The sequence below is a fragment of the Sphingobium xenophagum NBRC 107872 genome, assembly GCF_000367345.1.
GTDB lineage: Bacteria > Pseudomonadota > Alphaproteobacteria > Sphingomonadales > Sphingomonadaceae > Sphingobium > Sphingobium xenophagum.
The window spans coordinates 91,819-111,033 of sequence record NZ_BARE01000001.1 but is presented as its reverse complement, the minus strand read 5'-3'; the positions used below and the strand labels follow the sequence as shown (position 1 = coordinate 111,033).

Genomic DNA, 19,215 nt, shown 5'->3' with positions numbered 1-19,215 from the left:
TCTGAACTCTGCTGGAACAGCCGAGCGTTCGCGGAATGCGGAAAATGAGAAATAGCGTGCAATCGCACAAGGTTAAACCTTGGCCTGCGCCGCTTCGGTCGCGGCAAAGGCGGCAGCTTCGGCCATCAGGGCAGCGACCAGGCTGCGCGTGGCGATCTCGCGCGCCTTTTCGCGCGGCAGGCCCAGCGACGCCGCCATCGGCCCGCCCATCTGCGAATCGCCCAGCGCCAGCAGAACCAGCATCAGCGTATTGTCGCGGATTACATCGCCCAGGTCCGGGGTCAGCGCGGTGGCGACCAGCTTGTCGACCAGCCGGTGGATCGCCTCTACCACAGGGTCGAGCGCATCCTCATTGCCCGACGCCAGCATCCAACTGGCCAGCGCGCCCGCGCCCCCCGCGTCGAACGCATCGAACGTCATGTCGACGATCAGGCGGGGGGCGACTTCGCCGCGCCGCATGGCGTCCACCGCTTTGCCGATCGTCGCGGTGATCGTTTCGCCCAGATGCGCCGCCAGCGCCTTTTGCAAGCCCGCGGCCGACCCGAAATGATGGAGAAGATTGGCATGGGTCCGTCCGATCCGCGCCGCCACGGCCTTGAGCGTCACGGCTTGCGGTCCGGCCTCGATCAGCAGCACGCGCGCCGCTTCCATGGCCGCGTGACGGCTTTCATCGGGGCTAAGGCGGGCACGTTTTATTGACATTAGTGTAAGCAACTCATATTTACATTCATGTAAGTAGTGAGGAGATGTCCCCATGACCCCGACTGACTTGACCATCACGCCGCGCGACCGCCGTTTCGGGCGCGGGCAAGGGTCCGCCCGACATTGGCTGAATGGCGATCCGATCGCCACGGCTTTCTTCAACGCCCTGTCGATCACCTTTCCGCGCGGCGAAGCCTATTTCATCGACAGTGTGCGGGTTTTTCGCGAAGGCGTGCCTGATCGGCTGGCGCAGGAGATCGCGGCCTTCACCAGGCAGGAAGTGGTCCATAGCCGCGAGCATTTGGCCTTCAACCGGCAAGTGACGGACAATGGCTATGACGTGTCGCTGCTCGACGCCGACGTGGTTCGCTTGCTGGACCTTGCCCGGCAGCGCCCGCCGATCATCAGCCTGGCCGCGACCATGGCGCTGGAACATTTTACCGCCATCCTGGCCCATGAACTGCTGCGCGATCCGCGCTACCTGGTCGGGGCAGAACCGGAAGCGGCCGCGATGTGGCGCTGGCACGCGATCGAGGAGATCGAGCATAAGGGGGTGGCGCATGACACATGGATGCATGCAACCCGCAACTGGAGCAGGGCGAAACGCTGGCGCGTCAAGACGCTGATGATGCTGATCGTGACCAAGCATTTCCTGCACCATCGTGCGCGCGGGATGATGGAGTTGTTGCGGCAGGACGGGATTACAAATGTGCGCGCATGGGGCGGGTTGCTGCACTATGCTCTGGTGCGGCCCGGCATATTGCGGCGCGTGGCACGACCGTGGATGAGCTACTTCCTGCCGGGCTTTCATCCGTGGCGCGTGGACGACCGGGCATTGATCGCGCTGGCCGACAGCGCCTATGCCGATGCGCGGATGGCGGCGCCCGCCACGGCTTGACCGGCGGGGCGGGGTGCGGTCTTATCGTGGCCATGCTCCATCCCCCGACGCTCCAAACCGACCGGCTGATCCTGCGTCCGCACGGCGTTGCGGACTATCCCGCCTGTTGTGCGCTGTGGGCCGACGCCGATGTCGTGCGCCATATCGGCGGATCGCCGCAGGATGCGCAGGCGGTGTGGTTCCGCCTGCTGCGCTATGCGGGCATGTGGTCGCTGCTGGGCTATGGCATGTGGGTGATGGAGGACCGGGCGACCGGCACGCTGATCGGGGAGGCGGGATTGCTGAGCGCCGCGCGCGGTTTGCCCGAACTGGAGGGCGTACCCGAAGCCGGCTGGGTGCTGGGACCGCAGGCCTGGGGGCGGGGATTGGCGACCGAGGCGATGACGGCAGTGCTGGGCTGGGCGGACGCCCATCTGGACGCGGCCACTATCCGCTGCATCATCGAACCCGATAATGGCGCGTCAATCAAGGTCGCGGGAAAGCTGGGCTTTGCCGAATTTGGCGATGCGATGCTGGCGGGCAAGGCGATCAGGCTGTTCGATCGTTCGCCATCTTGCCAGACACGGGAAGGGGGACCGGCATAGCGGGTGGAGGGGATTTAGATGCCTGACACAAATTTCATGTCCGGGCACTGACCCCCTCCGTCTTGTCACGGCCCGGTTAACGGGGAAGGATCAAGCCGCCATAGCAGGCATGGCGTCAGCGTACAGATCCATCGCCGGGTCATCGCCCCGTCGGGCCACGCCGCCTTCCTCCAGGATCAGGCAGGGCGCAGTGTCGCCGCGCGCCGGGCTGAAACGGGGTTCGACGCGGCCAGTCTGGCGAAAGCCCAGCTTGCGCAGGACATTGCCCGACGCGCCATTGTCGGCGAAATGGGCGGCACGGATGCCGCTGACGCCATTGGCGCGCGCCATGCGCAGCACGGCCTGTGCGGCTTCCGTCGCGAAACCCAGTCCCCAATAGGGGCGGGCGATCCAGTAACCCAGTTCATGGCCGCCATCTTCGGCGCGGGTGATGCCGCAGCCGCCGACCAGGCGCGGCGCGCCGTGGGTGCGGGTGAAGGCAAGCAGGCTGGGCAGATGCACGTCCTGCGGCCTTTCCAGAAACGCCAGCGCGTCTTCCAGGCCATAGGGGCTGGGCACGCGCGTCAGGTTGCGCAGGACGGCAGGGTCGCCAATGGCCTGGGCCAGGGCAGGGGCATCTTCCATCCAGCCCGGACGCAGGAGCAGGCGGGGGGTACGGGCGAACATTCTCGTCTCTCCTCTTTGTCGGCGCCGATAGCCGCCAATGATGACGGCTTGACGACGGCGTGGGTTCATGGACTGGCCCCGCCCGCATGACGCGCGAGAAGGGCTTAAGTTCCAAGGACTTGAGGGAAAGTGGAGGGGAGGCCCGTGACAATGAAAAAGGGGCGCTCCTTGTGGAAGGAGCGCCCCTTTTTCCCTCGAAAACCGACAGTGCCTATTGGCCCTGTCGGGAGGATCGCCCCTTTGCGGAGGGACGATCCGTCATCGATCGTCCGTTATTCAGCAGCCTGTGCGACGGCGTCTACCGACACATATTTGCGGCCCTGCTTGCCAGCGTGGAATACCACGCGGCCTTCGCCCAGTGCGAACAGCGTGTGGTCCTTGCCCATGCCGACGTTGCGGCCGGGATAGACGCGGGTGCCGCGCTGGCGAATGATGATGTTGCCGCCGATCACTTCCTGACCGCCGAACTTCTTGACGCCAAGGCGCTTCGATTCCGAATCACGACCGTTGCGCGACGAACCGCCAGCTTTCTTATGTGCCATTGTCTAAACTCCTAATTCTAGTCGCGAAGCGATCAGGCTTCGGCAGCGGCAGGGGCCGCGTCTTCGGTCTTGGCAGCGGCCTTCTTGGCCTTCTTCGCTTCGCTGCCGATCGAAACGATCCGCAGGATCGTGTGACGCTGACGGTGGCCGTTCTTGCGGCGATAATTGTGGCGGCGACGCTTCTTGAAGACGATGACCTTCTCGCCCTTCGCCTGCGCGATGATCTCGGCTGCGACGGTCAGACCGGCCACATCCTTCAGATCGCCGCCTTCACCGGCCAGCAGGACGTCGTCCAGCGTGATCTTGTCGCCGGCCTCACCGGCCATCTTTTCGACGACGATCTTGTCTCCGGCGGCGACGCGATATTGCTTGCCGCCCGTGCGCACGATAGCGAACATGGCTTGTCTCTTCTCGTTCAAATCTGCTTTACGCAGATCACCAAAGACATGAAGCCTTAGCCGACCCGCGCGGGAATGTGGCCCGGTAGTGGAATGACTCGGACCTGTCAACCACGATAGGCTGGTTCGAGGGGTGGTTTTCGACCTGCCTTGCCCTATCTATAGCAGGATAAAGGGATAGTGACACCTATGAAGCGCATCGCAACGGACAGTGGAGCATCGGCGGGCCAGCGCCTGTCGGTCATCGCTGCTGTGTGGACGCTGATTGCGGTCATCCTGCTCTCCGCGCTTGCGCCGCTTGGGCCGCCGCTTAGCCGGGTAGCGGGTTCCGCCTTCAATCCCGCGACGATCGATGTCGTGATCAAGGCGCGCGCGCCTCTGGCCCCGCAGGCGGTGCAGGCCACGCAACCGGACGGCGAAGGTCCGTCGGTCCCGCTGCTGTTGCCGGCGGCGTTTGCCGCCGCTTTGGTGATCCTGTGGCGGCAATCTGCTGCCCCCGCCTTCGCCCCTGTCGGGGAAAGAGCGCGATCGGGCTTCCACTCCAAAGATAGACGCGCCCGCGCTCCGCCCGCCAGTTCCTGACGAATCGAGTCCCGGCCCGCCTGTGCGGCCCTTCGTTCGGAACAAGGAGCTTCGCTCATGCCCCGCAAACGCCCGCCCTGGTGGTTCATGCCGGCCGTCATGGTCGCGCTGGCCATTGCCGCTGCCGCGCTATCGCTCGCCATGCTGCCCACCGCCCAGGGATAGGTCGCCCGGCTGGCCGTGCCTGTCATGCGCGTGGCCGCCGTGCAGAATAGAAAGCCTGCTATGCCCCATCACACGCCCCTGATCGGCACGATTGTCGCCGGTCTCGTTGTTGCCTTCATCATGGGGGCGATCGCGCATCGCCTCAAACTCTCGCCGCTCGTCGGTTATCTTGTCGCCGGGATCATGGTTGGTCCCTTCACCCCCGGTTTCGTTGCCGACACTGCGCTGGCCAACGAACTGGCCGAAATCGGGGTCATCCTGCTGATGTTCGGGGTAGGACTGCATTTTTCGCTGAAAGACCTGCTGTCGGTCAAGAATATCGCCATCCCCGGCGCACTGGTGCAGATTGCAGTCGCGACCGGCCTTGGCATGGCGTTGGCGCATGTCATGGGCTGGCCGCTGATGGGGGGCATCGTCTTTGGCCTTGCCTTGTCGGTCGCCAGCACCGTCGTACTGCTGCGGGCGTTACAGGGCGCCGATTTGGTCGAGACGCGGCGGGGCCGCATCGCGATCGGCTGGCTGATTGTCGAGGATCTGGTGATGGTCCTGGCGCTGGTCCTGCTGCCCGCACTCGCCACCGTCATCAACGACGCCAATGCAGGGGTGGGGGCAGGCGCCCTGATCGCGCCGCTGGTCGGTACCCTGCTCAAGGTTGCGGGCTTCGTCGCCCTGATGCTGGTGGTGGGACGACGGGTGATCCCCTGGGCGCTGCACTGGGTGGTGCATACCGGATCGCGCGAACTGTTCCGGCTTGCGGTCCTGGCCATCGCGCTGGGCGTGGCGTTCGGCGCGGCCTATGCGTTCGATGTGTCCTTCGCGCTCGGCGCATTCTTCGCGGGCATGATTTTGGGCGAAACGCCGCTCAGCCGCCGCGCGACCGAGGAGACGCTGCCCCTGCGCGACGCATTTGCGGTGCTCTTCTTCGTATCGGTCGGCATGTTGTTCAATCCGGCTGTGCTGGTTGAACAGCCGCTGCCGCTGCTGGCCACCGTGGCGATCATCATCGTGGGCAAATCGATCGCCGCCTATGCCATTGTCCGGCTCTTTGGCAAGCCAGCCGACACCGCCATGACCATCGCGATCAGCCTGGCGCAGATCGGCGAATTTTCCTTCATCCTCGCCACGCTGGGGACGGGACTTGGCGTCCTGCCTGCCGATGCGCGAGATTTGATCCTGGCGGGCGCCATCGTCTCGATCTTCCTCAACCCCATCCTCTTCTCCCTGGCCGTGCGTGGCCGCAAGCAGGACGAGGTGGATGCAGAAGCCGCCCGCGTCGCGGCGGAGCGCCCGCCGGTGGGGCATGTCGTGCTGGTAGGCTATGGCCGCGTCGGCAAGCTGATCGCCACCCGCCTGACCGAGCGATCCGTGCCGTTCGTCGTGATCGAGGGCGATGGCGCGAAAGCCGAGGATGCCCAATCCGCCGGCCTGTCCGTGGTACGCGGCAGCGCACTGGAGGACCGGCACCTTACAAAGGCGGGGGTTAAAAAGGCGCATCATCTGCTGATTGCCGTGCCGGAAGGTTTCGAGGGCGGGGCGATTTTTGAACATGCGATCCGCTTGAACCCCAACCTGGCCGTCGTCGCCCGCGCGCACAGCGACGCGGAGGTCGACTATCTGGAGAAGCTGGGCGTGCCGCAAATCGTGATGGGGGAACGGGAACTGGCGGGCCGCATGCTCAGCCTGTGCGGAGCCAATTAATCGAGAGACGTCAGAAACCGCGCGGCCTGATCCCGGATCGCCGCGCGGTCGGGCTGCGCCATCTTCGCCCAGCTGCGATAGGGCATGGCCAGCCGCATATTGCCACCCAGCAGCTTTTCATTGCGGGCCAGGAAATCCCAATAAAGGGCGTTGAAAGGACACGCATCCTCGCCCAGCTTCTGCTTCACGTCATAGCGGCAGGCCTTACAATAATCCGACATGCGGTTGATATAGGCGCCGCTCGCGGCATAGGGCTTTGACCCCAGCAGGCCGCCATCGGCAAACTGGCTCATCCCCAGCGTATTGGGCAGTTCGACCCATTCATAGGCGTCGGCATAGACTTCCAGATACCAGACATGAACCTGGTGCGGATCGATCCCGGCCAGTAGCGCGAAATTGCCGGTGATCATCAGTCGCTGGATATGATGGGCATAGCCATGGTCGATGGTCTGGCCGATGGCCTGCGCCATACAATGCATGTCGGTTTCGCCGGTCCAGTAAAAGCCGGGCAGGGGCCGCGTCGCCCCCAGCGCGTTACGCTGCGCATAGTCCGGCCCTTCATGCCAGTAGATGCCACGCACATATTCGCGCCAGCCGATGATCTGGCGGACAAAGCCCTCCGCTGCGTTCAACGGCACCTTGCCCGCCCGATAGCGCGCCTCGACCGCGTGGCAGAGCGCCAGCGGATCGAGCAGCCCGGCATTGATATAGGGCGAGAGGATCGAGTGCCACAGGAACGGCTCGTCCGTCAGCATCGCGTCCTGATAGTCGCCAAAGCGCGGCAATGCCTCGTCCAGAAAGCGGTGCTGCTGGCGCATCGCTTCCTCATGCGTCACAGCGAAATGGAAATGGTCAAGGCTGCCGATATGGTCGGCAAAGCGATCCGCAACCAGCGCCAGCACATCTTGCGTCATCGCGTCAGGCCGGAACCGGACGGGCTGCGGCATCAACAGGTCGCGCCCCGGCGGGGGCTTGCGATTTTCCGCATCATAATTCCATTCGCCACCCTCCGGATTGCCCGCGCTCGTCATCAGCAGTCCGGTTTTTCGCCGCATGTCGCGATAGAAAAACTCCATCCGCAACTGCTTGCGCGCCGCCGCCCAACTGTCGAATTCCGCATGGGAACAGAGGAAGCGGTCATCCTCATGGATCGTGACCGGCAGCCCGAAACGCAGTTCCCAATCTTCCAGCATCGCGCGCACCCGCCATTCACCTGCCTCCGTCACGTGAATGGCGGCGGGATCATGCCGCGCGATGGCGCGCGCGACCTCGGCAGTGAAGCTGCCGCTATTGGCCGGATCGTCGAGTTTCACATAATCGACTGTCCACCCCAGCGCGCGCAGCCTATCGGCATGGTGGCGCATGGCGGACAGGATGAAGGCGATCTTCGCCTTGTGATGGCGGACATAGCGGGTCTCATCCGCCACCTCCATCATCAGCACGACGCTGCGTGCCTTGTCAGCGTGCCGCAGCGCGGCGATGTCGGGCGTCAACTGGTCGCCCAGCACCGGAATGAGAAAGGGGCCGTCGGTCATGCTTCATAGCAATGACCGACGGCCCCTTTTGCTCCTAGCTGTTCTAAAGGGTGCTGGTTTACATCAACACCGTTCGTCCTGAGTAGCCATTGAGCGAAGTCGAAATGGCGTATCGAAGGATGCGTATGCGCACGATGCTTCGATACTTGAACAGGTGAACCATCCCCCGGATGGTTCAGGATCGTCCGGGGGACGATCCGACCTGTTCAACTTCGACAAGCTCAGTCTCTACTCAGCACGAACGGATGTGTAAGTATCTTGCAACTTACCCCCGGCTGCGCGGCGGACCCTTGCGCGGGCCGCCCGCGCCAGCGCCCTTGAACGGGCGTGGGCTATGCGGCGCTGCGCCGCCACGCGAAAAATTGCCGGGACCGCCGCGGGGCGGACCGCTGCGGTTGGGCCGGTCGCCATTGGCAGGGCGCAACTGCTTGCGCTTTTCGCGCGCTTCCTCGCGCGGCGCACCATCGACCGGATCGAACAGCACGTCCGCGCCCTCGTCACCCGCTTCGCCGGTGCGGCGAACGGCGGCCAGGAATTTGGACGCGATCGCCTTGGGAATTTCGAACATCGTGTCGTTGGTGGTGATGCGGATTGCGCCGATGTCACCGCGCGACACATGGCCGCGACGGCAGATCAGCGGCAGGATCCAGCGCGGATCGGCATTCTGGCGGCGACCGATATTGATGCGAAACCACTGCGTATCCTCAAAACCGGGACGTGGCCCGTCGCGGCGGGCGGGCGCTTCGCTGCCGTCCAGCAACTCTTCGGGCGCAGGCAGGGCGGCGCGGGCGGACCGCACCAGCATGGCCGCGATTTCCTTGGCACTCTTGGCTTCCAGCAGTTCGCCGCCCAGCGCCCAGTCGGACTCTTCCAGTTCCATCGGCTCCAGCAGGCGCGCGCGCAGCCGTTCGGCATCCTGCGCGGCGATCGCTTCCTTGGTGGGGGCGGACGTCCATTCGACGGGGATTTTCGCGCCTTTCAGCATCCCTTCCACCCGGCGGCGGCGCGGATAGGGGACGATCAGGACGGCGGTGCCCTTCTTGCCCGCGCGGCCGGTACGACCGGAGCGATGCTGCATGGTTTCGACGTCACGCGGGATTTCGACATGCACCACCAGCGTCAGCGTGGGCAGGTCGATGCCGCGCGCGGCCACGTCGGTCGCCACGCACACGCGCGCCCGCTTGTCGCGCAGCGCTTGCAGTGCATGGTTGCGCTCATTCTGGCTATGTTCGCCCGACAGCGCGACGGCGGCAAAGCCACGCTCGGTCAGGCTGGCGTGGAGATGGCGGACATTGTCGCGCGTGGCGCAGAACAGGATCGCCGTCTCCGCCTCATGGAAGCGCAGCAGGTTGACCACGGCATTTTCAATGTCGGCTGGCGCGACGGTCATCGCCTGATAGCTGATGTCGCCATGGCCGCGATCATTGCCGGCGGACTGGATCTGGAACGCATCCTTCTGATAACGGCGGGCCAGCGCCACGATCGGCTTTGGCATGGTCGCCGAGAATAGCAGGGTACGACGGCCATCAGGGGTGGCGTCGAGAATCCCTTCCAGATCTTCGCGAAAGCCCATGTCGAGCATTTCGTCGGCCTCGTCCAGCACGGCGGTTTTCAGCGCCGACAGGTCGAGCGCGCCGCGTTCCAGATGGTCGCGCAGGCGGCCCGGCGTGCCGACGACGATATGCGCGCCCTGCGCCAGCGCCTTGCGCTCGCGAGCGGCGTCCATGCCGCCAACGCAGGTGGCGATGCGCGCCCGCGCTCCGGCGTAGAGCCATTCCAGTTCGCGGCTGACCTGCAATGCCAGTTCGCGCGTCGGCGCGATGACCAGCGCCAGCGGCCAGGCGGGCGGGGGAAGGCGGCCTTCCTCGTTCAGCAATTCACCCGCCATGGCCAGGCCAAAGGCGACGGTCTTGCCCGACCCGGTCTTGGCCGACACGATCATGTCGCGGCCAATCGCTTCGGGTTCGATGACCGACGCCTGCACTTCGGTCAGGTTTTCATACCCCTTGGTCGTGAGCGCCTGCGCCAGGATGGGGGGGAGAGTTTCAAATGCCATATTGTTGTATTCCATCGGATAATAGCGACCCGCCATATACCGACGGATACCAAAAGACCTGTTCCTTCCGCCCGTTCAATCGGACGCCCGAAGCGCAAGGTCGCACGCTTCGGTTCCAGGTTGGAAACCAACCTCCGTTCGCCCTGAGCCAGTCGAAGGGCCGCACTTCTTGATCAGAAGGACGAGGCTTCGACAGGCTCAGCCCGAACGGTCGAGGGGAACGACCTGTTCGCCGTTCCCCAAAACAGGAAAGCCTCCTTCCCCATTTCGCGAGGAAGGAGGCTTGCCTGATTGTCTATAACGCAAAAATCAGACTGCGGCGACTTCCGCCACATCGACCTTCACGCCCGGACCCATCGAGGAGGACAGGGCGATCTTGCGCACATATTTGCCCTTCGAACCGGTCGGCTTAGCCTTGACGATCGCATCGACGAACGCGTCGAAATTCTTGCGCAGGTCTTCGGCGGTGAAGCTCGACTTGCCCAGGCCCGCATGGATGATACCGGCCTTTTCGACGCGGAATTCGATCTGACCACCCTTGGCGGCCTTCACGGCTTCGGCGACGTTCGGGGTCACGGTGCCCAGCTTGGGGTTCGGCATCAGGCCCTTGGGGCCGAGAACCTTACCCAGGCGACCGACCAGGCCCATCATGTCCGGCGTCGCGATGACGCGCTGGAAGTCGATGTTGCCGGCCTGGATCGATTCCAGCAGGTCTTCTGCACCCACGATGTCGGCACCGGCGTCGAGCGCCTGCTGAGCCTTGTCGTTACGGGCGAACACGGCGACGCGAACGTCCTTGCCGGTGCCGGCGGGCAGGGTGACGACGCCACGGACCATCTGGTCGGCATGACGGGGATCGACGCCCAGATTGATCGCGATTTCGACGCTTTCGTCGAACTTGGCGGTCGCGTGGGTCTTGATCAGGCCCAGCGCTTCGTCAACGCCGTGCAGCTTGTTCTTGTCGATCGCGGCGGCGAGAGCCTTCGCCTTCTTGGTCTGCTTTGCCATGGTCTTAGCCCTCCACCACGTCGAGGCCCATCGCGCGCGCGGAGCCTTCGATAATCTTCGTTGCTGCGTCGATGTCGTTCGCGTTCAGGTCAACCATCTTGGCCTGGGCGATTTCGGCGAGCTGGGCGCGGGTGATCTTGCCAGCGACGACCTTGCCCGGTTCCTTGGAACCCGACTTCAGGTTGATCGCCTTCTTGATCAGGAAGGTCGCAGGCGGCTGCTTCGTGGTGAAGGTGAAGCTGCGGTCGGCATAGACGGTGATGATCGTCGGCAGGGGCGTGCCCTTGTCGACATTGGCCGTCTGCGCGTTGAACGCCTTGCAGAATTCCATGATGTTCACGCCGCGCTGACCCAGGGCCGGGCCGATCGGCGGTGCAGGCTTGGCGTCTCCAGCGGGCACCTGGAGCTTGATATAGCCCGTAATTTTCTTGGCCATTATGACTCACTCTGTTGCTGGGCGGACCCGAAAGCCACGCCCGGTTCAAGTTTAGCGGTACTAACGAAGGCGAAGCCTCCTCCCGCGCTTATTCCCGGTCGCCCGGAAATTCTGTTTGCCCCGTCATGCCGGACTTGATCCGGCACCCAGGGCGAAATCATGCGACGTCACGCCCAGACGCCCTGGATCCCGGCCTTCGCCGGGACACGAGCTTTCCTTATTTGGAAAGCTCTACCTGCTCGAAATCCAGTTCCACAGGCGTGGCGCGACCAAAGATCGACACCGACACCTTGACCCGGTTCTTTTCGAAATCCAGTTCCTCGACCGTGCCGTTGAAGCTCGCGAAGGGACCGTCCAGCACCTTGACCGCATCGCCGATTTCGTAATCGACGCTGACCTTGTGCTTGGGCGCGGCCTCGGCTTCCTTGCGGGCGCCGAAATAGCGTGCGGCTTCCGATTCGCTGATCGGCTGCGGCTTGCCCATCGAACCCAGGAAGCCTGTCACCTTGGGCGTGTTCTTGATCAGGTGATAGATGTCGTCGTTCATCGCCAGCTTGGCCAGAACATAGCCAGGCATGAACTTGCGCTCGACCTGCACCTTCTTGCCGCGCTTCACTTCGGTCACGGTTTCAACAGGCACTTCGACCTGTTCGACCAGCTGGGAAAGGCCCATGCGCTCGGCTTCGGACAGGATCGATTCCTTGACCTTGTTCTCGAAGCCCGAATAGGCGTGGATGATGTACCAGCGCGCCATGTTACCGTTTCAAACTCCCAAAAACCAAGGCGGTCATGCTCAGGCCCGACCCGCCGCGAGGCTCAGCAGCCACTGGACGATCGCGCCGAAAAAAGTGTCGATGCCAAAGAAGAACAGGCCCAGCATCGTCGTCATGATGACGACCATCACGCCGGTCATGATCGTTTCGCGACCCGTGGGCCACACGATCTTCGACGCTTCGGTCCGCACCTGATTGACGAATTCGCCGGGGGAAACCTTCGCCATCGCCTGCCTCAAACCCTTCGCACAAACACCAAAACGCGAAGCAATAGTCCGCCCTCCCGATCCCGCCCATATCGGCGTCCGGGGGATGCGGCCGCATAGCTTCGCGACACAATTTCGACGGCGCGTCTAGCGGCAAACCTCATGCAAGACAAGGATGCTGCTGGAACGCCTGGCAGGAGTGGAGGGACTCGAACCCCCGGCATTCGGTTTTGGAGACCGACGCTCTACCAACTGAGCTACACTCCTGTGCCGGCGAAGGAGGGCGCTTTAGCGTGGCATGACGGGCAGGGCAAGCGCGATTATGCAGCTTTTTCCTGGCGGTCCGCGATGCTCGTTTCGGCACTGGTCTGCCGCTCTGCCTCCGCATTGATCTGCGCGCCCAGCAGCACGACATAGGCCGACACGAAAAGCCATAATTGCAGCACGACGACCGCGCCCAGCGACCCGTATGTCTCGTTATAATTGCCAAATGTCGCGACATAGAAGGACACGCCCAGCGTGACCACCAGCCAGAACAGGGTGGCTGTGACCGACCCGACCGTCAGCCATTGCCACTGCGCCTGCCGCCGGTGCGGCCCGAAACGGTAGATCAGTCCGAATATCAGGCTGGCGAACAGGCCGGCGCAAATCCATGTCACGGCCTTGATCGCGAACAGTACGCCCGGTCCCCAGTTGACCAGCAGCTTTTGCAGCAGGCCGATGACCGTGGCGGTAAAAACGCCCGCCACCATCACCAGCACGGCGGAACAGGTAATGCCCATCGACACGCGGGTGAACGCGATGATGCCGCGCCCTTCCTTCTGCCCATAGACGATGTTCAGCGCCTCCATGATGGCCGATGCCGCGCGCGTCGCGCCATAGATCGCAATGCCGAGCGCGGCGGCCAGGCCAAAGCCGATCGCCGGTTTGGCGGTGCTGACGACGCCCAGCAACTGGTCGTTGATCAGCTTGGCGGCATCGGCCGGCACGACCGCGATGATCGCCTGCATATGCCGTCCGACCATCGCCGGATCGCCAAACAGGCCATAGGTCAGCACGACGGCCGCCATCATCGGCGCAATCGATAGGAACGCATAATAAGCGACGCCTGCTGCAAGCAAACCGACATGGTTGGCCGACAGCGCGCCATAAACCCGCTTCAAAATCTCCCACCAGGCCCGCGGCGGAATTTTCCACGGCGCATCGACATGCACCTGCTGCGCGACTGGCTGCTTCATCGGTTTCCCCTGTTGCTACACCAGGCAAGCGCATGAAGGGGGAGGGCGGTTCCCGCCCGCAGGGGTTACAAAAACACGCCGCCCTTCATGATCCGCCGGGCGCGGCCCTGCACCGGCACCCGGTCGAACGGTGTGTTGCCTGCCGCCGCCGCCATTTTTCCGCTGTCGACGATCCACGGCGCGTCGGGGTCGACAAAGATCAGGTCCGCCGCGCTGCCGCTTGCAAAGCTGCCCGCATTGACGCCCAAAATCCTGGCCGGATTGGCGCTCAGCAGTGTCATCAGCCGGTTGAGCGACACATGCCCATCCCGCACCAGATTGAGCGAGAGCGCCAGCAGCGTCTCCGCCCCCGCCATGCCGGGCGAGGCGTCGGCGAAGGGCAGGCGCTTGTCCTCCGCCCCGCGCGGATCATGGCTGGACGTGATGACGTCCACCGTGCCGTCCGCGACCGCCGCGATGCTCGCCTTGCGATCATCCTCCGACCGGAGCGGGGGCGACAGGCGGGCGAAGGTGCGGAAATCGGTCACCGCATTGTCGGCCAGGAACAGATAGGCAGGACTGATGCCGCAACTGACCCGCAGCCCTTCCGCCTTGGCCGCGCGAATGAGGTCGAAGCCAGCCCTGGTCGTCACCAGCCGGAAATGGATCGCCGCGCCCGCCTGCCGCGCCAGCATGATGTCCCGCGCGATCGCCATGGCTTCGGCGCAGGCGGGCGCGTGCGGCAGGCCCAGCCGCGTCGCCGTCTCACCGCTCGTCGCCACCGCCTTGCCCGCCAGCCCGCCATCCTCGGCATGGGCGATCACCGTCTGCCCCAGCCCGGCCGCATAGGATAATACCCGCAGCATCACGCCCGAATCCGCGATCCACTGCCGCCCGGTGCCGACCGCCTTCGCGCCGGCCGCCTGCATCATGCCAATCTCGGCCAGTTCCGTTCCCTTGAGGCCGCGCGTCGCCGCCGCGATCGGGTGGACCCAGAAATCGGGCTTCCCCGCCCGCGTCGCCTGCCGGATCAGCGCCGCATCGTCCAGCAGCGACGACTGGTCGGGCATCAGCGCCGCGCGCGTGATCCCGCCAAAATGAAAGGCGGGCTTGTCCGTCGCAAAGACGCCCAGGTCGACAAGGCCCGGCGCGACAACCTGCCCCTGCGCATCGATCCGCTCCGCGTCCGCAGGCACGGCGATGTCCCCGGCTGCGACGATCCGATCGCCTTCGATCAGGATGGAGCCGGAGAGCAGCGCATCCCCCGCAGGATCGGCCAGGCGACCGTTGATGATGGCGAGTTTAGTCACCGAGAAACACCCCTAAACCGTTCGCCCTGAGCCTGTCGAAGGGCCGTTCTTTCTTTTGCGTCAAGGAAAAGGTCAGGGCTTCGACAGGCTCAGCCCGAACGGAGGTTGTGGAATTCATCACGCCCATCCCTCCACACCCCGCGCGCCGCGCGTCAGTACGTCCAGGCACGCCATGCGGATCGCCACGCCCATTTCCACCTGTTCGGTGATCGCGGAGCGCGTGGGATGATCCGCCACCACGCTGGCAATCTCCACGCCCCGGTTCATCGGGCCGGGATGCATCACCAGCGCGTCGGGCTTGGCCAGCGCCAGCCGCTCAGGCGTCAGGCCGTAGAGCATGTGATATTCGCGCGCCGACGGAATGAACGCCCCGTCCATCCGCTCATTCTGAAGCCGCAGCATCATCACCACGTCCGCACCGTCCAGCCCCTGCGCCATGTTGGTGAAGGGCGTCGCGCCCAGCATCTCCACTTCCGGTGGCATCAGCGTGGGGGGCGCGACCGCCCGGACCTGCGCGCCCAGAGCGGCAAGGCACAGCATGTTGGAGCGCGCGACCCGGCTGTGCAACACATCGCCGCAGATCGCGACGACCAGCCCTTCGAAACCGCCCTTGCGCCGCCGGATGGTCAGCGCGTCCAGCAGCGCTTGCGTGGGATGCTGGTGCCAGCCATCGCCCGCGTTCAGCACCGGGCAGTCCACCTTGTCCGCGATCAGCGCGACTGCGCCGGAACTGGCATGGCGGATCACGATGACATCGGCGGCCATGGCGTTCAATGTCATCGCCGTGTCGATCAGCGTCTCGCCCTTCTTCACGCTCGACTGGCCCGCATGCATATTGACCACGTCGGCGCCCAGCCGCTTGCCCGCAATCTCGAACGACAGCAATGTCCGCGTGCTATTCTCGAAAAAGGCGTTGATCTGCGTCATCCCGGCCAGCCGGTCATCATGCTTGCGCGCGCCGCTGCGGTTCGCCCGCGCCCAATGCTCCGCCTCGTCCAGTAAAAAACGGATTTCCCAGGGCATCAGGTCCGCAATGGACAGCAAATGCCTGTGCGGAAACAGCGCCCGACCGGTCAGGTCGGACGAAGCGGGCGCGGCGGTCGTTTCGGGCATGGGATGCGCTTTAGGCGAGGGGAGGAGAGAGGGCAAGGGAGCGGTGATGAAGTTGAACGCAAACCCGACATCCGTTCGGGCTGAGCTTGTCGAAGGCCCGCTCTTCTGTTGTTCTGTCCCGATGCCATTCTGGACCTATATGCTGCATTGCGCAGGCGGCGCTTTCTATGTTGGTCATACCGACAATCTGGAACAGCGTATCGCTCAGCATGAGCAGGGGAGTATCGCCGGTTTCACCAGTGACAGGCTGCCGGTAAAACTGGTCTGGTGCGAATGTTTCACCCAGCGCATTGAGGCGCTGGAAATGGAGCGTCGTTTGAAAGGCTGGAGCAGGGCCAAGAAAATGGCGTTGATCCGGGGCGATTGGGACGAGATCAGCGTGTTGGCACGAAGCAGAAAGGACGCCCCTTCGACAGGCTCAGGGTGAACGGGGATAGAATATCTCAACCGTTCGGGCTGAGCTTGTCGAAGCCTTGTTCTTTCCTTGGGATCGGAGTCACCCTCGGCCCCGAAGCCGCCCCAGCAGCGCCCCGTCCCGCAACACCTCCCGCGCGGCGTTATGCCCCGGTGCGCCGGTCACGCCGCCGCCGGGATGCGTCCCCGCGCCGCACATATACAGGCCCTTCACCGGCCCGCGATAGGAGCCATGGCCCAGCACCGGGCGCGCGGCCCACATCTGGTCCAGCGACAGATGGCCGTGCATGATGTCGCCGCCGACCAGCCCGAATTTGCGCTCCAGGTCCAGCGGCGAGTGGATTTGCCGCGCGATCACGCTTTGCGCAAAGCCGGGCGCGGCGGCCTCCACCGTGGCGATGATGCAGTCCGCCGCCGCCTCCCGCTCATCGTCCCAGCTACGGCCATCCGGCAGTTCAGGCGCGAATTGCTGGCAGAAGAGGCTGGCGACATGGCATCCTTCAGGCGCCAGAGAGGGGTCGATGGTGGACGGGATCAGCATTTCGACGATCGGCGCTTTCGACCAGCCATCGCGCTTGGCGTCCATGAACGCCCGATCCATATAATCCAGCGTCGGCGCCAAGATAATGCCCGACTGATGATGCTCCCCCACGCCGGGCAGGCAGGTGAAATCGGGCAGGGCGCTCAGCGCCACATTCATGCGGAACGTGCCGGAACCGGCCTTGAACGCCTTGATCCGCCTGGCGAAATCGGCGGGCAGATCGGCCGGAGCCATCATCCGTTCATACAGAAGTTTCGGCCCGACATTGGCGATCACTGCCTTGCCCATCACCTCTTCGCCGCTCTCCAGCCGCACGCCCACGGCCCGCGCGCCGTCCACCAGCACGCGCCCGACCGGCGCTTCCAGGCTGATCTCCACCCCCATGGCGGTCACGACCCGTGCCATGATCTGGGTGATCATCCCCATGCCGCCGACGCTGTGGCCCCAGGCGCCCTTCTTTCCGTTCACCTCGCCAAAGACATGGTGCAGCAGCACATAGGCACTGCCTGGCGTGTCGGGCGACGCATAATTGCCTACCACGGCATCGAACCCGAACGCAGCCTTCACCGCGTCACTCTCGAACCAGCCGTCCAGGAAGCTGCGCGCCGATTTGGTGAACAGGTCGAGCGTATCGCGCTGCTGTTCGATGGTCAGTCCCGCAATGCGTCGCCCCTGTTTCAGCGCGTCGATGATCATCGACAGGCCGTCGCCGACATTGGGCGGACTCTTCAGCACCAGGTCGCGCAATATGTCGGCCACCACCTCCAGCGCATCATAATAAGCGGGCAGGGCGGCGGCGTCCTTCGTGCTGAACCGGGCGAATTCCGCCTGCGTCCGTTCCAGCCCGCCGCCCAGTTTCAGATAGCCGCCATCGGGCTGGGGCAGGAAATTGCTGATGGGCCGTTCGATGACGCGATAGCCGTGATCGGCCAGCTTCATATCGGCAATGACCTTGGGATTGAGCAGGCTGACCGTGTAGCTGGCGGTCGAGTTGCGGAAACCGGGGTGAAATTCCTCCGTCACCGCGGCACCGCCAACGACGTCGCGGCGCTCCAGAATACGCACCTTATAGCCAGCCCGCGCCAGATAGAAGGCGCACACCAGCCCGTTATGCCCCCCGCCGATGATGACGGCGTCGTAGCTTTTGGTCATGCGTTCGCGCTCCATCCCGCCGCGGGTGCGCGGTGCTGCCGCGCCTGTGGAATAATCGCCCGTATCCGCCCGCAAAAATGGCGCAGCGCCACTTCATCATGATGCAGCGGCCCGACGGTGAAACTGTGCGACGCCATGCCCGCCTGCACCCGCGCGACCAGCGCCGTATCCTCTGCATTGACCTGCCGGTTGATCCGCCAGTTGAGATAGCGCGCCGCCTTCATCTCCCTACGGTCATCCGGCACCGCATAGCTGATCTCGCGGATCAGCGTCTGCGTCGGCGACACGGGCAGCCAGGCCATGAAATCGACCTGATCGGGATAGATGTCGAACGCGAAATTGGGCCACAGCTTGAAATAGGTCCATAGCCGCTGCCGCTCCGGCGACAGGTGCGGCACGGCGGGCAGGAAGTGCTGATAGGCGCGCTCCGACCAGTTGGCCGATGGCCGATCGACGATCGGCCCCCACATCTTGTCGACATGGGCGCTGGCCTCCACGCCATAGCCGTCGCCCATCAGCCGTTTAAGGCCCGGATGCGCGACGTTGATGTGCAGCCCGTCGGAATAATTGTCGCCGATGTTCTTCCAGTTCACGCTGCGTGGCCGCAACGTCACCCGCCCCAGCGCGCGCAGGTCGGCAAAGCGATAGGGCGCGATTTCCTCGACATAGGGGGCCATCATCTGCGCGACCGAAGGGCCACCATCATCGGTCAGGCGGACGAAGAGAAATCCGTGAAAATCCTCGACCTGCACGGGCGTCAGGCCATGGTCGGCCAGGTCCATGGCATAGCCCGCCTTCATCGGCACGCCGGTCAGCCGTCCGTCACTCTCATAGGTCCAGCCATGATAGGGGCAAACCAGCTTTCTGGCGCAGCCCGACACCCCGTCGACGATCCGCGCGCCGCGATGGCGGCAGACATTGGTAAAGGCGCGCACCGCGCCATCCTCGCCCCGGATGACGATGACGCTTTCACCGATATAGTCGAGCGTCTGGAAATCGCCCGGCTGGGCTATGTCGCTGATGTGGCAGACGATCTGCCAAGCGGGGCGAAAGATGCGCTCGACTTCGGCGGCGAAAAATTCCGGGTCGCTATAGGTCCAGGCCGGCAGGCTCCAGCCCGCATCCGGGTCTGCCCCGCTTCCTGCCTGCTCCACCATTTCCGCGCATCCCCCGACGCTGCCGATCAATTTTACAAACGTATAATATAACCCGCGTTCAT

20 protein-coding genes and 1 tRNA gene are annotated in these 19,215 nt (G+C 64.2%); 5 read left to right on the top strand and 16 right to left on the bottom strand.

What is annotated here, in order from left to right; translation table 11 throughout:
- Nucleotides 1-72 precede the first annotated feature (72 nt).
- A complete protein-coding gene (locus SX1_RS00590) occupies nucleotides 73-651 on the bottom strand; it encodes a TetR/AcrR family transcriptional regulator (protein ID WP_019051493.1) in 579 nt (192 codons plus the stop codon).
- A 103-nt stretch (nucleotides 652-754) separates the two neighbouring features.
- On the opposite strand from SX1_RS00590, the gene SX1_RS00585 reads away from it, so the two are divergent.
- Nucleotides 755-1,600 (top strand): metal-dependent hydrolase, encoded by an 846-nt coding sequence (locus tag SX1_RS00585; protein ID WP_019051492.1) that lies wholly within the window; start codon nucleotides 755-757, stop codon nucleotides 1,598-1,600.
- 32 nt (nucleotides 1,601-1,632) lie between these two features.
- Entirely contained in the window at nucleotides 1,633-2,184 is a 552-nt protein-coding gene (locus SX1_RS00580; RefSeq protein ID WP_019051491.1) for a GNAT family N-acetyltransferase, read from the top strand.
- A 90-nt stretch (nucleotides 2,185-2,274) separates the two neighbouring features.
- On the opposite strand, the gene SX1_RS00575 is transcribed toward SX1_RS00580, so the two are convergent.
- From SX1_RS00575 to rplU, 3 genes are all read right to left on the bottom strand, one after another.
- Nucleotides 2,275-2,850 carry a GNAT family N-acetyltransferase gene (locus SX1_RS00575; protein WP_019051490.1) on the bottom strand — a complete coding sequence of 192 codons (576 nt, stop codon included), beginning with the start codon at nucleotides 2,848-2,850 and terminating at the stop codon, nucleotides 2,275-2,277.
- Between the two features lie 272 nt (nucleotides 2,851-3,122).
- Complete coding sequence (gene rpmA / locus SX1_RS00570; protein WP_017183119.1) at nucleotides 3,123-3,392, bottom strand: 50S ribosomal protein L27; 270 nt, start codon at nucleotides 3,390-3,392, stop codon at nucleotides 3,123-3,125.
- Between the two features lie 32 nt (nucleotides 3,393-3,424).
- Entirely contained in the window at nucleotides 3,425-3,790 is a 366-nt protein-coding gene (rplU, locus tag SX1_RS00565) for a 50S ribosomal protein L21 (protein WP_017183118.1), read from the bottom strand.
- A gap of 189 nt (nucleotides 3,791-3,979) precedes the next feature.
- Between rplU and SX1_RS00560 the strand changes: the two genes are divergently transcribed.
- Both SX1_RS00560 and ybaL read left to right on the top strand, forming a co-directional pair.
- Nucleotides 3,980-4,372, top strand: a complete 393-nt coding sequence (locus tag SX1_RS00560) for a hypothetical protein (protein WP_019051489.1) — start codon at nucleotides 3,980-3,982, stop codon at nucleotides 4,370-4,372.
- Nucleotides 4,373-4,597: 225 nt separating this feature from the next.
- Nucleotides 4,598-6,235 (top strand): YbaL family putative K(+) efflux transporter, encoded by a 1,638-nt coding sequence (ybaL, locus tag SX1_RS00550; RefSeq protein ID WP_019051487.1) that lies wholly within the window; start codon nucleotides 4,598-4,600, stop codon nucleotides 6,233-6,235.
- On the opposite strand, the gene SX1_RS00545 is transcribed toward ybaL, so the two are convergent.
- From SX1_RS00545 to SX1_RS00495, 10 genes are all read right to left on the bottom strand, one after another.
- Entirely contained in the window at nucleotides 6,232-7,770 is a 1,539-nt protein-coding gene (locus SX1_RS00545; RefSeq protein ID WP_019051486.1) for a cryptochrome/photolyase family protein, read from the bottom strand. The two genes, ybaL and SX1_RS00545, sit on opposite strands and share 4 nt — an antisense overlap.
- Nucleotides 7,771-8,035: 265 nt before the next feature.
- On the bottom strand, nucleotides 8,036-9,826 hold the full coding sequence (locus SX1_RS00540; RefSeq protein ID WP_026002380.1) for a DEAD/DEAH box helicase: 1,791 nt from the start codon (nucleotides 9,824-9,826) through the stop codon (nucleotides 8,036-8,038).
- 309 nt (nucleotides 9,827-10,135) lie between these two features.
- Nucleotides 10,136-10,834, bottom strand: coding sequence for a 50S ribosomal protein L1 (rplA, locus tag SX1_RS00535; protein ID WP_017183112.1), 699 nt, complete (start codon nucleotides 10,832-10,834; stop codon nucleotides 10,136-10,138).
- Between the two features lie 4 nt (nucleotides 10,835-10,838).
- Nucleotides 10,839-11,270: a 50S ribosomal protein L11 gene (rplK, locus tag SX1_RS00530; RefSeq protein WP_017183111.1), complete on the bottom strand. Its 432-nt coding sequence runs from the start codon at nucleotides 11,268-11,270 to the stop codon at nucleotides 10,839-10,841.
- A 217-nt stretch (nucleotides 11,271-11,487) separates the two neighbouring features.
- The gene (gene nusG, locus SX1_RS00525) at nucleotides 11,488-12,024 is read right to left on the bottom strand and encodes a transcription termination/antitermination protein NusG (RefSeq protein ID WP_017183110.1); all 537 of its coding nucleotides are present in this window, start codon (nucleotides 12,022-12,024) and stop codon (nucleotides 11,488-11,490) included.
- A gap of 39 nt (nucleotides 12,025-12,063) precedes the next feature.
- Complete coding sequence (secE, locus tag SX1_RS00520) at nucleotides 12,064-12,270, bottom strand: preprotein translocase subunit SecE (RefSeq protein ID WP_017183109.1); 207 nt, start codon at nucleotides 12,268-12,270, stop codon at nucleotides 12,064-12,066.
- Nucleotides 12,271-12,440: 170 nt separating this feature from the next.
- Nucleotides 12,441-12,516 (bottom strand) — tRNA-Trp (locus tag SX1_RS00515).
- Between the two features lie 53 nt (nucleotides 12,517-12,569).
- Nucleotides 12,570-13,487, bottom strand: coding sequence for a YihY/virulence factor BrkB family protein (locus SX1_RS00510; protein ID WP_017183108.1), 918 nt, complete (start codon nucleotides 13,485-13,487; stop codon nucleotides 12,570-12,572).
- A gap of 65 nt (nucleotides 13,488-13,552) precedes the next feature.
- The gene (locus SX1_RS00505) at nucleotides 13,553-14,776 is read right to left on the bottom strand and encodes a dihydroorotase (RefSeq protein ID WP_019051485.1); all 1,224 of its coding nucleotides are present in this window, start codon (nucleotides 14,774-14,776) and stop codon (nucleotides 13,553-13,555) included.
- Between the two features lie 117 nt (nucleotides 14,777-14,893).
- Complete coding sequence (locus SX1_RS00495; protein ID WP_019051484.1) at nucleotides 14,894-15,889, bottom strand: aspartate carbamoyltransferase catalytic subunit; 996 nt, start codon at nucleotides 15,887-15,889, stop codon at nucleotides 14,894-14,896.
- 46 nt (nucleotides 15,890-15,935) lie between these two features.
- Between SX1_RS00495 and SX1_RS00490 the strand changes: the two genes are divergently transcribed.
- Nucleotides 15,936-16,316 carry a GIY-YIG nuclease family protein gene (locus SX1_RS00490; RefSeq protein WP_255209677.1) on the top strand — a complete coding sequence of 127 codons (381 nt, stop codon included), beginning with the start codon at nucleotides 15,936-15,938 and terminating at the stop codon, nucleotides 16,314-16,316.
- 69 nt (nucleotides 16,317-16,385) lie between these two features.
- On the opposite strand, the gene SX1_RS00485 is transcribed toward SX1_RS00490, so the two are convergent.
- The gene (locus tag SX1_RS00485) at nucleotides 16,386-17,996 is read right to left on the bottom strand and encodes a phytoene desaturase family protein (protein ID WP_026149377.1); all 1,611 of its coding nucleotides are present in this window, start codon (nucleotides 17,994-17,996) and stop codon (nucleotides 16,386-16,388) included.
- Nucleotides 17,993-19,153, bottom strand: coding sequence for an aromatic ring-hydroxylating oxygenase subunit alpha (locus SX1_RS00480; protein WP_174302217.1), 1,161 nt, complete (start codon nucleotides 19,151-19,153; stop codon nucleotides 17,993-17,995). The genes SX1_RS00485 and SX1_RS00480 overlap by 4 nt, the downstream gene beginning before the upstream one ends.
- Nucleotides 19,154-19,215 lie beyond the last annotated feature (62 nt).